10 protein-coding genes and 1 pseudogene are annotated in these 13,656 nt (G+C 56.1%); 6 read left to right on the top strand and 5 right to left on the bottom strand.

Going from position 1 to position 13,656, the window contains the following annotated elements; all coding sequences use genetic code 11:
• The first annotated feature begins 1 nt into the window (after position 1).
• Positions 2-697, top strand: a complete 696-nt coding sequence (locus ACFQS4_RS01330) for a DUF6339 family protein (RefSeq protein ID WP_497903300.1) — start codon at positions 2-4, stop codon at positions 695-697.
• Here the strand turns inward: ACFQS4_RS01330 and ACFQS4_RS01325 are convergent.
• Positions 646-1,383: an endonuclease III domain-containing protein gene (locus tag ACFQS4_RS01325; RefSeq protein ID WP_497903299.1), complete on the bottom strand. Its 738-nt coding sequence runs from the start codon at positions 1,381-1,383 to the stop codon at positions 646-648. The genes ACFQS4_RS01330 and ACFQS4_RS01325 overlap by 52 nt on opposite strands.
• A 269-nt stretch (positions 1,384-1,652) precedes the next feature.
• Between ACFQS4_RS01325 and ACFQS4_RS01320 the strand changes: the two genes are divergently transcribed.
• The gene (locus ACFQS4_RS01320) at positions 1,653-2,780 is read left to right on the top strand and encodes a DNA cytosine methyltransferase (protein WP_497903298.1); all 1,128 of its coding nucleotides are present in this window, start codon (positions 1,653-1,655) and stop codon (positions 2,778-2,780) included.
• A 418-nt stretch (positions 2,781-3,198) separates the two neighbouring features.
• Here the strand turns inward: ACFQS4_RS01320 and ACFQS4_RS01315 are convergent, their stop codons facing one another.
• Positions 3,199-3,990, bottom strand: a complete 792-nt coding sequence (locus ACFQS4_RS01315) for a hypothetical protein (RefSeq protein ID WP_500191890.1) — start codon at positions 3,988-3,990, stop codon at positions 3,199-3,201.
• Positions 3,991-4,298: 308 nt separating this feature from the next.
• Here ACFQS4_RS01315 and ACFQS4_RS01310 point away from each other — a divergent pair, with 308 nt between their 5' ends.
• The 4 genes and pseudogenes from ACFQS4_RS01310 (at position 4,299) to ACFQS4_RS01295 (ending at position 9,932) form a co-directional block, all read left to right on the top strand.
• Entirely contained in the window at positions 4,299-5,690 is a 1,392-nt protein-coding gene (locus tag ACFQS4_RS01310; protein ID WP_497903276.1) for an ATP-binding protein, read from the top strand.
• A 784-nt stretch (positions 5,691-6,474) separates the two neighbouring features.
• A pseudogene (locus ACFQS4_RS01305) lies at positions 6,475-7,778 on the top strand (tyrosine-type recombinase/integrase).
• A 796-nt stretch (positions 7,779-8,574) separates the two neighbouring features.
• Complete coding sequence (locus ACFQS4_RS01300; protein ID WP_497903274.1) at positions 8,575-9,486, top strand: ParA family protein; 912 nt, start codon at positions 8,575-8,577, stop codon at positions 9,484-9,486.
• A gap of 14 nt (positions 9,487-9,500) precedes the next feature.
• Entirely contained in the window at positions 9,501-9,932 is a 432-nt protein-coding gene (locus tag ACFQS4_RS01295) for a DUF8160 family protein (RefSeq protein ID WP_497903352.1), read from the top strand.
• 428 nt (positions 9,933-10,360) lie between these two features.
• On the opposite strand, the gene ACFQS4_RS01290 is transcribed toward ACFQS4_RS01295, so the two are convergent.
• The 3 genes from ACFQS4_RS01290 to ACFQS4_RS01280 all read right to left on the bottom strand — a co-directional run bounded on the left by ACFQS4_RS01290 (position 10,361) and on the right by ACFQS4_RS01280 (position 13,592).
• On the bottom strand, positions 10,361-11,317 hold the full coding sequence (locus tag ACFQS4_RS01290) for an electron transfer flavoprotein subunit alpha/FixB family protein (RefSeq protein WP_497903273.1): 957 nt from the start codon (positions 11,315-11,317) through the stop codon (positions 10,361-10,363).
• Complete coding sequence (locus ACFQS4_RS01285; RefSeq protein WP_497902496.1) at positions 11,314-12,105, bottom strand: electron transfer flavoprotein subunit beta/FixA family protein; 792 nt, start codon at positions 12,103-12,105, stop codon at positions 11,314-11,316. Before ACFQS4_RS01285 ends, ACFQS4_RS01290 begins: the two co-directional genes overlap by 4 nt.
• A gap of 470 nt (positions 12,106-12,575) precedes the next feature.
• The gene (locus ACFQS4_RS01280) at positions 12,576-13,592 is read right to left on the bottom strand and encodes an LLM class flavin-dependent oxidoreductase (protein ID WP_497903272.1); all 1,017 of its coding nucleotides are present in this window, start codon (positions 13,590-13,592) and stop codon (positions 12,576-12,578) included.
• Positions 13,593-13,656 lie beyond the last annotated feature (64 nt).

The raw sequence follows: 13,656 nt of genomic DNA, 5'->3' as shown, positions 1-13,656 counted from the left end.
AATGACCGATCGTATACTCCACCGGTTGACCGAGGACGGACGGCGCCTAGTAGGCGAGCCGTTCTTGAGAGGCGAAGAAGAGATCGACGAGGAAGAGCTCTCGGGGTACGTCGAGCCGATGCCGGGAGAACCGACCGCCGACTTAGATACTCTCGACGAGAAGGTCGAGACTGTCGTCGACGAACACTCCCGGTTCGACACTTCGATGGACAAAGCACTCGCAGAGGACATTCACCGGTGTCTAGATTTGAGCTATCGAACCGCGGGTGATCCGGGTCTCTGGCACTGGCTGGCAATCTGCCAGCACCCCGAGTTCGTTTGGCAGCGGTGGGAGTACCGTTCGGAGAAGGCGATGCGGGAGAAGTTCCTAGGCGCGGGGTCGGACCTATATTCGAACGCGTTGCATCGACTGTGGTGGATCGCCGAACTCACCTACGACGAGGAGACAGACGATTACTCGCTGACGGAGAGCGTCTTCTCCAACCAGACGATCGTCAACAAGGTGTTCGACAGGTGGTTCGCTCGGTACGACCCCGCAGTTGTAGCAGTCTGTGAGGTGCTCAAGGACGAGCCATCTTCAGTAATCGACGAGGCGACCAATCAGTTCAATCACTCGCTGACGAGTGTGCAACTCGAGGGACTGACTCAGGCCGACGTCGAGCAGATGATGCGTGAGATCGTCTGGGACGTGCGGTAGGGTTCGAGATAGGCAACCCGATTGGCGCCGCTCGAGGTGGCTACTCGCCCTCGGTGCTCGAACGGTAGTACGAACAGTACTCGTTCGCGAAACAACTTGCACAACGTGGTGAACGCTTCGTACAGACGAGAGCCGAAGTCGAGCAGTGCGAGGTTGTAGGTGCGAGCGACACTCCCGTCTTCGGGCAGCATCTCGGTAGCGAATTCCCGTCGCTCGCTCTCTTTCTCCGGGAACTCTTCTCTGAAGACTCTATCGTAGACCCTCACTACGTTCCGGTCCGCGATCACACGTGGTTGATCCAGAGCGAAACAGAGCGTCGCATTCGCGACGTAGGGGCCAACTCGAGGGAGCTCCAGTAACTCGTCTTCGTCTGCCGGGAGTGTGTCTACTCGATCGGCTATCCTTGTGAGTGCCTCGGCGCGCATCCGCTGAAATCCCAAAGGTTCAATTACCTCCTCTATCTCGTCTTGAGGGGCTTCTTCCAGTCTCTCGATAGTAGGGTACTTCGAGAGAAAATCGGGATAGACACTCCTTACGTTCTCGGCTGGTGTCTGCGTGAGAAAGAACTCGGCAACGAACACCTCGTACAGAGTCCTATCTGGTTCCCGCCACGGAAAATCACGGAGGTTGTCCTCGGCCCACTGTAGGATCCCCTGCCGAAAGCGTTCACGAGTCGGATCAGCCACAACTCAAATTCAGATTGGAACCCTATTGAATTTGTCTCTGCATTGTAGGCTACCGCAATTATCGAGAATCAGCCCTACGCTACGTACAACAACCGCTTGTGTTAGAAGCCACACTATGCACGATATCGAGAGTGCTGGACGCCCGCCGTGTACACAGGACGGATATCAGCTGAGGATGATTTCGAGAAACGTGTTGTTGGCGGCGGTAGCATTAACTCCTGACCGGCAGATTCGTAAGAACGATGAGTGGGAGCGACATTGAAAATCACATGTCTGTTGAGGATCCCGACGTATTTGCTGTCGATCTCTTCTGCGGTGCTGGGGGATTCACCGAGGGTCTCGAACGAGCCGGCATCGACGTTGTCGCAGGTGTCGACGTTGATCCAGACTGTGAGGCCCCGTACGAAGCTAACCACGACGCAGAATTCTATCACAAGGACCTGAAGCAGGTCGCACGCGACGAACCTGGGTGGGTCGGTGAGTTGTTCGACGAGTCTGCGGACGTTCACGTCATCGCCGGTGGACCACCGTGTCAACCCTACTCGACTCTCGTCGATTCGGAGGTTCCCCACGAGAAGGCGGGTCTCGTCACCGCATTCGCCGAAATCGTGAACGAGGTGCAACCGGACATCGTCGCCATGGAGAACGTTTATGGCGTTCGAGACGACGGCGAGTACCACGACCTCGTCGATACGCTCGAGAACGCTGGCTACTACTTCAACGAGATCGACGAACGAGGTGTCTATTGTCCGGAATATGGAATCCCACAACAACGAAAACGGTGGATAACGCTCGCATCGAGAGCGGGCCCTATCGAACTCAATCCGCCAAAGAGAGCTAACGTCGATCCGGAGTCTGACCTTACGGTAGCAGATCGTATAGACCATCTCCCGCCGATCGAAGCCGGTGAACAGCACGAAGACGATCCGTTACACAGAGCTCGCAATTTGGAGGAGAAGAACATCGAACGAATCGAGATCTCGAAGCCCGGTGGCGATTGGACGGACTGGGAGGCCCAGGGACGGGGAGACCCAGTAGCCGATTGCCACCAAAAGGACAGTGGGATCACGTACAAGGCACCGTACAGTCGCATGGAAGGTGACGAGCCAGCACCGACGATCACCACGCAGTTCTACAACTACGGGAGCGGCCGCTTCGGCCACTACGACACCGATCAAGATCGTGCCCTAAGTATTCGTGAGGGCGCGATTCTACAGACGTTCCCAGACGATTACCAGTTCTTGAACGGGAAAGATGCTGACGAGATTGGTCTCAACAAACTCGGTCAGTGGATCGGGAACGCCGTACCGCCGAAACTTGCGGAGGTTGTGGGTGGGAGTATCCTCCGACACGCGAAAGGCGAACGACAGATGACAGTATCGGAATACGTGGATTGATCGTCTCCTGACCGTTTTATCGGAGACGGTGGAGTCGAGAAACTGCTGGATTTGCTAGACCGAAAACACGGGTTGCTCCTCCTCGAGCATCACCTCGCGGACGTCATCGCCCGGGTTGAGATCGGGCGACCAGATCCTTGTATGCGAGCTCGTAGCTACAGCCAGCTTAGTCAGTGACGCCTTGGATGCCGGCCATGCCCCATCGTTGCGGTCGTCGACGGAACCACTTCCACTAGGGTTCGTCTATAACCAGCGGCCAGGCTTACGTCACGACCATCCACGCCAGCCTTCAACCCCACCAAGGGTACATCTGAAACTACAGTCGGTACATGAGCACGAACGCCGCGATAGGGCTTCAACCTCACGTGGGGTTCGTCTGGAACACGAGCATGTGTGAGTTGCGCCGAGTAGAGGTAAACTAGGAAATGTCGCTAGGCGAGAAATCTTCTTCGAACAGCTCTTCAATAGGCGTTTTCCCCTCCATCTTCTCAGCATCGTAGTACTCGATTCGCTCGCGCTCGTGGCGGGGTATGGGCTCGCCGTCGTCATCGAGGAAGTGGAGACTCTGTTTCGAAGAGATCACTGCAAACGGATCGATAGACTTGTCCTCCTCGTAGGGGACAAGATCGGTGAACGTTTTCTCCAGGAACGTCTCGTCAAGTGGTGCGTCGACTTCACGCGTGATCAGTCCACCGAATGCGACGATACTCCGGTGACTCTCGAACTCCTCGTGGTAGCTCGCAACAGTTGCTGCGATTGCCAGCGACATCGCGATCTCTGTCAACTCACCCACAGTGAAGCGCATCGTGTGCGCTGGATTGCTGTCCAGGTGCCTGCGCTCAATCTCAAGTCGCGCAGCGGAATCGTATTCCTCGATCTCGTGAAGAAGCGGGATGATCTCTGCGAACTCGTCGGCACCGAATAACACATCCTCTGGGTCGATGTGTGGAGGGAGGTCGCTTGGATCGGCATTGAACGCAGTGATCTCGACGATGACGTAACCAGAGTCCGTCTCGGTTCCAAAATCCGTTACTGTGAGTTGGGGGCGCGACATAGTATACCGCACGGATATACTGTTCAAAAACTTACTGGAAGTGACCACAAACTGAGGGCGGGCCCAGCCGCTCTTCTGGCCGTACATCACCTTAAGCACCCTTCTCGGTGTGCTGGATACGAGCCCAACGCTCGTCATCGTTGTTGCGGGTGCCACTTCAACCTCACGAGAGTTCGTCTGGAACCAAGAGCTCGGAGACCGTGTCGAGATCCATCACGTGGCTTCAACCCCACGAGGGTGCATCTGGAACGAATCTACCTCCGCCGAACTCGGGCTGGCCCAGGCTTCAACTCCCCGAGGGTGCATCTGGAACTTACTTCAACGCCAAGTGACTCAACGGCTCGACGATTGGTTTGTGGAGACCCGATATTTTGTGCCAGCAATCGAGTAACGTACTTTGAAGTACGATACTTTAGAGTATGATTATGAGAAGTACTATATTCGAGGATACGGTATTGGAGACTATGCCTGGGTTCGTGAACCGAACGGAGGAACTCTCGCGCCTTCACAACCTCTACGAGTCGGATGAGGCGGAGTTGGCAGTGATTTTCGGGCGACGACGACTCGGGAAAACCGAACTCGTCAAGCAGTCTCTCAAAGGATGCGACGAGGCCATCGTCTATCAGGCGAAGCAAAAAACGAGTGCGTTACAGCTCCAGCAGTTCGTTGAGGTCGCTTCGGACGTGGACCCAGGGATTACGCGGATCCGCGAAGAGTGGGAGTCTATCCTCGGGTATCTCGCAGATCAGGACGCGATCGTCGTCCTCGACGAGTTTCCGTATTTGGTTGAACAAGACGAAAGCCTCCCCTCCGTTCTGCAAGCGATGTTCGATCACGAACTCGACGACTCCAGTGCGACGTTCGTCATCGTCGGTTCGTCGATCAGTATGATGGAGGAAGCCGCGCTGCTGGGAAACAGTCCACTTTACGGTCGTTCGTCACTAAAACTAGATGTTAGACAGCTTCCGTTCGATGCGGCGATGGAGTTCTTCTCGGGGAGCTACACCGCTAACGAGCAGGTGTTCACCTGGGGCGTCTTCGGTGGCGTTCCGTACTATCTCGAAGAAGTGGATCCGACGGGGAGCCTCGGAGAGAACATTCAACGGACGATCCTCTCCCGGCACGGGACGCTGCACGACGAACCGGACTACGTTCTCCGAATGGAACTCACGGAGCCGACACGATACTTTTCAATTCTGGAAGCGATCGCAGGCGGAAGTACGAGTCGAAACGAGATCTCTGGAGCGACGGGTATCGATTACAATCAACTATCAAAATATTTGAATCGACTTTCTCGGTTGCGACTGGTCGAGCAACACGTTCCGATTACCGAACGAAAGGAGCGGACCAAGCGAAGCCGCTATCGCATCCGTGACCAGTTCTTCCGATTCTGGTTCCACTTCGTCTACGGGAGCGGTGACAGGTACGAGGATTTCGGAGACGACGCGTACGAGATGCTCATCGAACCGGAACTGGCGAATTTCGTAAGCGACTCGTTCGAAGATCTCTGCGGTTCCGCTCTTCGAACGCTGTATCAAGAGTATACGATCACGGACGTCGGTCAGTGGTGGTATCAGGAGCACGAGGTCGACGTCGTGGGTCTGACGAACGAGGACGCGTTGATCGCTGGAGAGTGCAAATTCCAGCGGTCACCGTTGGATTACGACGCGTTCTCGAAGCTTCGAACTCACGTGGATGAACTTCGATGGGCGCCATCCGGTGGTGGAGAACGGAAGCACGAATACGCGTTGTTCTCTCGAAGCGGCTTTACCCAGACCGTAGAGGACGCTGCCGAGGAACGAGACGATCTGCGGTTGTTCACCGTGGACGAAGTCGTAACAGCGCTGAAATCATAGCTGCATGCCGCTGCATTCGTGCCTCTACGAGGCAATAATCTCTAAATACCTTCGTCGTGATTCCGTTTTCGTGTTTTTGCTCTACTGGCGCAGTGAATTTCGAGGACTCGGGTACTGAGTGCGTGGTTGAGTCACACCATCTTCCGGAGACGGCTGACTTTCTAAGTATGATGGAGGGACCAGGGACTCGTATGTGCGATGGTGGCGGCAACGAAATTGTCGATATCCTACTGGAGTGGTACGCTGACAATGGACGCCACGATCTCCCGTGGCGTGATCCGAATACATGCTCCAACAGACGACCGTGGAACAAGTTCTCGGCGTTTATCCCGCCCGACTAACCAGCTGAGCTCCCCGAGTCAGCTGCTCGGGAGTGGCAACACTGTTTAACAGCGCAAGAACCTGTGCAATTCCTCACGTCTATTCGATAGCTACGCCCATGAAGGTTCGATATCGACCCTTTTCAGGTGAGAAGAACTACGAGCCGACGGAGATGTGACCCAAAACTAGCCCATCCTCCGAAACTCTGTGAATTCGATCGGGATGGAAAGCATATCGCGTCATAGAGTTTATTACCCGAACACACTATCTCCGCCGTTTTGGCGTGGGTTTAGCAGACTCTGCCAGTCAGCCGAACCCACAAATTAATAAGAGATTCAACTAATACGCTAAGCAAGCTGAAAATGTCACTCTTAGAATCGCACTACCGGACCGCGAGAAGGCTTCTAGCCAATTTCTTCTTCAGTACGGTCACGAGCAGTCGACACTCACAGAGAACGCTCCAATGAGCCAATTAGATGCCGATCAGGAGAGGGAGACCGATGTGGTTCGGGCACCTTCATTCGACGACATTCGATGGACGTCGTGTTCGCTCAAGGACTTCACAGACCTGTACTGGGAGGAGATCGCCCCATGCCTCGAGGCAGAGGGGATCGATCCGACGTGCGAGAAGCCGGCCCATAAGTGGTTTCGGGATCACGACGCACGGGCGTTCCTCGCAGCTCTCCGACGCCATCACGACCGTTCCTTCGGGGAGTTCTGGAAAGAGGATCTCGGGCTTGGTAATGATGACGAGGGCTACTCGTGGGCAACCGCAGACGAAGCAACAATCGACGCTCTCGAAGAGTTCCTCGACCGCCGAAAATCCCGATACAGTCTGGCGGAGTCATCCGTCGACGCGCTCCGAACGCGGCTGAACCTCTACGTCCGTGCCTACAGGAAAGCGAACGACACAGACGACCTACTCACACCGATTCAACGGGATCGAGAGACACCAGCCTACGAAGCCGTTGACGCGTGTTATGCAGCGTTCGACTGGTTGAACGAGGGAGCAGAACACGAATACAGCGGCCAGACCCTGCAGCGTGTGCGACGGGTCGTCGACGCCTGGTACCAGCATCTTGTGGGACGTCGGATTGCCTCGATAAATCCGGCGAGCGGTCTCTACGACGAATTCAAATGGGAAGCCGAAGAGTCCTCGACCCCAGCTCTTTCAGCAGACCATATTCGGAAACTGATGCAGGAGGCAACGTCGACGCGAGAGCAGCTGTTACAGTGGCATTAGCGGGCTGGGGACTTCGAGCAAGCGAGGTCGCCGCACTCCATATCTCGCAGTTCCATCGTAACGTCCCTGCAGACGACGTCCCCTTCATCGCGTTCGAGAACCGCAAGAACGGACCTGGTGAAGTGTCTCTACTCTTCGGGTTAGACCTGCTCGACTCCCGAATCGATGAGCTAGCGGACGATGAGACGTGGACAGGGTACCTGTTTCCATCTTCACAGGGGAAAACACCACACGTAACGCGGGATACGATCCGGAACTGGTTCCAGACTCTTGCATCGAAGGCGGGTCTCCCTGACCGAATCGAAGAAGAACGGCCGAGTCCGCAGCTCTGTCGTCGTTTTTGGTACGATACCTATACAACGGTCCTCAAGGGCGTTCTCGAGGGTGTCGACGAAATCGCTTCAGAGCAAGGTAGTAGCGATCCTCGGGTGGTTATGCAAAATTATCTTTCCGATTCGCGGTCTCGTCAAGTGCGCAGAGAGTTCATGCAGGAACAGTTGAAGGCAGCCTTCAGAGGGAGATAATCGCTTCTGATACTCTCGACCAATAAGTCTCTGCTGGGATATTGAATTAGTGAGCCGTGAATTGATGAATCAGTGATTCAGTGATTCAGTGATTCCTCGAACCCACGAATAGTGGAAGGTGAGTGAATGGATCGAGGACCCTCGGGAGGAGTAAATGCTATAGCAAACCCCTACTGGCCATTAGTCCATGAAGTTGTGACTCAGGGAATCAATGATTCTATGATATCTTGAATAACAGAATCATAGACTATTTGATTCCAGGATAGCTGCAGCACTATAGCAGTATCACTGAATCAATGATTCAATGAACCGATGAAGCAGTGATTAAGGGACTACATGATATCTTGAACAGCTGAATCACAGAATCACTGATTCCAAGAATCGAATAACCATTCACTGGATTCACCGAGTCCATGAATCACTGAATCAGTGACTCAACAATTCCCAGAGATCGTGAATAACTGATTCACAGAGCATCTGACTTTGAAAATCCAATAGCTTACGCCAAACTTATTGATTCCATGAATCAGTGAGATTGTGGATCGAGAAAGGCGTGGAGCCATAGATCGAGAGCTCAGCAATCTCCAGGGATACAGATCGGGGAGTAAATGAGTACGTGATGTAATGAGTTCAGGAAGCCATGGATCACTGAATCAATGAATCAGTGAGGTACGTCCAGTTCCCGAATTTACGGCATACAGCACCTGTATCCACGACATACAACAGAAGAGGCAGAGCTGAAACGTAGCGAAATGTCTGACGTGGATTTATGAGTCATTGATTCAATGATCCAATCATGTCCGAATTACCTCGCGGATGGGGTGTTACGCCATCGACTGGCATCCCGACGATTGCCTTCGGGAATCAGAAAGGTGGAACCGGAAAAACAACGGCGACGATTAACAGCGCAGCGGCGCTGGGCACTCGTGGCCACGATGTCCTTGCAATCGATATGGACCCACAGGCCGACATGACGAAGGGACTTGGGTTGGGGCCGGGCGACGAGAACGACCCCTCGAGTCCGAAGAATGACCTTCCAAACACGCTTGTTACCGATGATTCGAACCTCCTGGACGTTCTCGTCGACAATCCGCGTACGCACGATACGAGCCTTTCAGAGATCGTGATTGAAGCCGACGAGTACGACCACCTGAACTTCGACCTCGTTCCGAGCCACAAGGACATGGGTCTTGCTCGAGATTGGATGGACGATGCGAACGCCCGTCTCTCATTGAAACTCGCCCTCGAGGGACTGGTTGAGGACGGATTCGATTACGATTACATCCTCATCGACTGTCCGCCTGACCTCTCGGTCTTGACGGACGCAGCGTTCATCGCAGCGCAAAACGTCTTCCTGGCTGCACAGACCCAGGCTACGTCACGTGATGCCCTAGACGACCTGTGGGATCAACTGGAATCGATAGAGGACAACCAGCAAATAGAGATCGCAATCGTCGGACTTCTGGCGAATATGTACCGGGACGACGGTCAGTCACAGAAATTCCTGGATGAATTCGACGAGTCCTTCGCATCGATGGCCCCGGTTTTCAAACTCCCGATGCGAGTGGCAATCCAGCGCGCCTGGGACAATGGGCAAGATATTTTCGAATGGGAGGACGCGAACGACCAACAGGTAGAGCGCGACCTCTTCGTAGAGGTTGCAGAGACCATGGAACGGGCATTTGACAAACCGCAGGTGGAGGTGTAAATATGCCTCGAGGAATGGATGAGCGATTCGAGGATCCATCAGATGAAGAAGATGATGGTGTTACTGAGGAAGAGACCACGAGGACGTCGGAATCAGAAGGACAAGAGCGCGAAGTAATTGCGGCATCCGAACAAGAATCGAAGCAGGAGGAGACCGCTTCCACGGCAAAGACAGACTCCTCAGCAAGTGAGATAGAAGAAACAGACGACGAACCGCTGAACATCCGCAAGGATTGGGATTCAGCCACGATCTATGTTGAACCTGAGCAAAGCGAGGACATCGAGATCACGTTCACCCGCCTGAAAAAGCAGCTCAAGCGAGAGGACATCACTCTGGAGAAGAACAAACACTTCTACCGCGGCGTCTTCGAAGTGGCATTCGGCGAGCATCGAGACGAAACGAAGGAAAAAATACGCGAACTCGCGAAGCAAGACGTCGATCAGTGAATCAATGATTCGTTGAATTTTGAGTGCCATATTGATGCAGCGTCGGCTAAAAATCCCCAACATACCCTTTCCTATCCCTTTGGAGGAGATAAACCGTAATTCACTATACTATCGAGCCGTTCGCTGAACGAAACCGACTTCTGAGATGATACGGCTTAAAGAGAACTCGAAGAAAGTCTGTGTAGCCGTAGGCTGCAATTGATTATAAGTCCACTGCCAAAACTGAGGAAGCCAAGTCGAAGATGTTCATCGCGGCTACTTGGCGTTGACAATCTCAATGCGGCCAGGTTCACGGTGTCCTTGACCTTTCGCCCCGCTGGAGCACGTGGCCGACTCGTCCATCCTGACGAGGATGTCACTGATGAACTCATCTCTTTGAACGAACTGATGAAGTCACTAACACGAAAATAACCCACTGGTATCGAACATTACTGGAATTGCTCGATCAGTGCGGGGACCACGTCGAAGAGGTCGTCGTGAATCGCGTAATCGGCGATGTCCATGATCGGCGCGTTCGGGTCCGTGTTGATCGCCACGATGGTATCGGAGCCCTTCATCCCGGCGACGTGCTGCACCGCCCCGGAGATGCCGATGGCGATGTAGACGTCGGGCGTGACGACCTTCCCGGACTGGCCGACCTGGCGGTTGGCGGGCAGCCAGCCCGCGTCGACGATCGGTCGCGACGACGAGAGCGTCGCGTCGAGCGCCTCCACCAGCTCGCGGATCAGGTCCAGGTTCTCCTCCTCCTCGATCCCGCGGCCGATCGAGACCAGCAGGTCTGCCTCGCTGATGTCGACGTCGCCGCCGGCGACCTCCTCGAATCCCGTCACCGTCGAGCCGATGGCGTCCTCGTCGATGTCGGCGTCGAAGGCCTCGACGGTGGCGTCACCCGCCGCCTCGGTGGGTTCCCACTCGGCGCCGCGGATGGTGACCGCGACCTGGTCTGCGTCGACCTCGGTGGTCGTCTCGACCTTCCCGCCGTACATCTCGCGCGTGCCGACGAGCGTGTCGCCCTCGGTCGCGAGACCGACGGCGTCGGTGACGAGCGGAACGTCGAGTCGCGTGGCGACCGCGGGCGCGTAGTCCAGCCCGTTGACGCTGTTGGGCATCACCAGGTAGCCGGACTCGAGTTCGCCCGCCAGCTGGGTGACCGCCTGGGTGTAGACGTCGTGGTTGAACTCCTCGCCGTAGGCGACAGTGTGGACGGTGTCGACGCCCTCGAGGTTCAGCGCGTCGGCGAAGGTCTCGACGTCGCCGCCGACGACGGCCACGTGGAGGTCGCCGCCGGTTTCGCCGGCGAGTTCGGTGCCCGCGGTGACGACCTCGCGACTGACGTCGCGGAGGTCGCCCTGGCGGTGCTCGGCGACGGCCAGAATATCGCTCATTGGGCCACCCCCTTCTCCCGCAGGAGATCAGCGAGTTGCGCGGCCGTCTCGTCGGCGCCGCCCTCGAAGACGGTGGTGTCGCTCTCGCTCTCGGGTTCGTACATCGCGGTCAGTCGGAGGTCGCCCGCGACGGCGTCGGCCTCGACGCCCAGGTCGGCGAGCGTCTGGTGGTCGAGTTCCTTGCGCTGGGCCATCCGGATGCCCCGGAGACTGGCGTAGCGGGGCTCGTTGATCCCCGTCTGGATCGTCAGCACCGCGGGGACGTCGATCTCGGTCAGCTCCTCGATGCCGCCCTCGAGCTCGCGGTGGACCGACGCGGTCTCGTCTCCGGCCTCCAGATCGAGCTGGTTGACGACGGCGCCCCACTGGTAACCGACGGCTTCGGCGAGGGCGACGCCCGTCGCACCGAAGCTGTCGTCGCCCGACTGGACGCCCGTCAGGACGAGGTCGGGGTCCTCGGCTTCGACGACCGCCTCGAGGATGGCGATCTTCGCGCCGACGTCGAGGAGGTCGACGTCCTCGAGGGCGTCGTCCCAGACGCGGATGGCGCGGTCGGCACCCTTCGCGAGCGCCTGGCGGATGGTCTGTTCGGTCTCCTCGTCGCCGATGGTGACGGTGACGACCTCGTCGACGACGCCGTCTTCCTCGAGCTGGACGGCCTCCTCGATGGCGTAGTCGTCCCACTCGTTGAGATCGGCGCCGAGATACCGCTCGTCGATGGTCGTCCCGTCGATTTCGAACTCGTCTTCGACGGTGGCAACCTCCTTGACCGGTACGAGTACCTTCATCATCGTTGGTTGTGCTCCCCGGGCGTAAGTGTTTGCGAAACCGGGAGTATTCACCAGGCGCTACAACGTTTTGATAACTTCTGCTGTTTCGTCAGCCATAGAGGCTGTTTTTCTTGTGTCAAATTTTCTATTTGGTTAATATTCACCGGTATAAACGTCTCCATCAGATTCTAATCTTCTATTTCGTATTATTTCATATCAAATATGACTTCGACTCGAAAACTGCAATTTCTACGTACTGTTATTATATCAGTTAAATTGGGCCTCTTTCCTGTCGCGAGCGACGGCTGCAGAGCGGTATGAGAGACGACCGAGCGATCAGGATCTGGTCGTGACGCTACCACCGCCCTCGGGTAACGGGATCGATGGACCGAGGCGGACCGCCATCAGTACTGGCCCTCGAACCTGACGACCACGACCGTCCGAACCGGTCGTTGACGCAGCGAATCGGTCTATCGGCGATCAGTTGATCAGTCGATATGCTCCTCGAGTCGAGGGATGACTTCGTCGCGCAATCGATCCATCTGCGCGTGATCGTAGTTGAATGGGGTGAAAATGAACCGATCAACCCGGGGAAGTTCGGAGACATTCTTTGCGATCCTGTCGGCGACTTCCTCGGCGGATCCGATCGGATACGTCCGCTTTGCCTCCTGGTACGTTCCGTCGAACCAGCCGGAAACGGCCTCGTAGCACTCCTCACGTTCCGCGTCCTCGTCTTCCATCACGTACGGCCATACCGAGTAGATAATCTCGATCTCCTCGGGATCGCGATTGCTGTCGCGAGCGCCGTCCACAATCCGTTCCCAGGCTCGTCCCAATTTCTCGGCGTCGATCATCTCCTTTGCCTCGGTCGAGTACACGAGCGGTGCCCAGCCGTCGCCGAGACGGCCGATACGGCGGAGAACTCGATCGATTACCGGAGTGAACTCGTCGACCTCGGGACCGAACGAGCCGAACCAGATAGGCGGATGCGGATCCTGTACCGGTTTCGGGTCGATCGACACATCCTCGAACGACCAAATGTCGCCGTCATGATCGACGTGATCTTCCGTCCAGAGGCGTTTTAACACCTCAACCCCTTCCTCAAGCCGCTTCCCGCGTTCTCGACGAGGGACCCCAAGCGCTTCGAACTCGTGAGCGTTCCAGCCAGCACCGACGGCGAACACCAACCGACCGTTGGAGGCGATGTCCATCGCCGCGAACTGCTTCGCCACCTGGATCGGATTGCGATACGGCAGGATGTACACCAGCGGTCCCAGCTGGACGGAGTCGGTGTGCGCCGCGTACGTGGTCAGTGCTGTCGTCACCTCGTAGGCAGTCGTCTCGTAGATCGGCGGCACCTTCGAGAGCATCCGATCGACAGCGTGGACGGAGTCGAATCCCCGTTCTTCCGCGCGGACGACCCACTCGACGATCTCGTCAAACGATTCCTCGGCCGAGATCCAGTTGTGCGGACGAATGCCGTGTTTCGTACTGTCGTTACTCATGAACACACCGTCGTACTGCTAGTATTTATTACCACCTCCAACCTGATCCGATCGATCCACGGAG

Origin of the sequence: Saliphagus sp. GCM10025317, assembly GCF_042663665.1 — an archaeon.
GTDB lineage: Archaea > Halobacteriota > Halobacteria > Halobacteriales > Natrialbaceae > Natronosalvus.
Note: the sequence above shows the minus strand (reverse complement) of the source record. Positions and strands in the feature narration are given on the sequence as shown.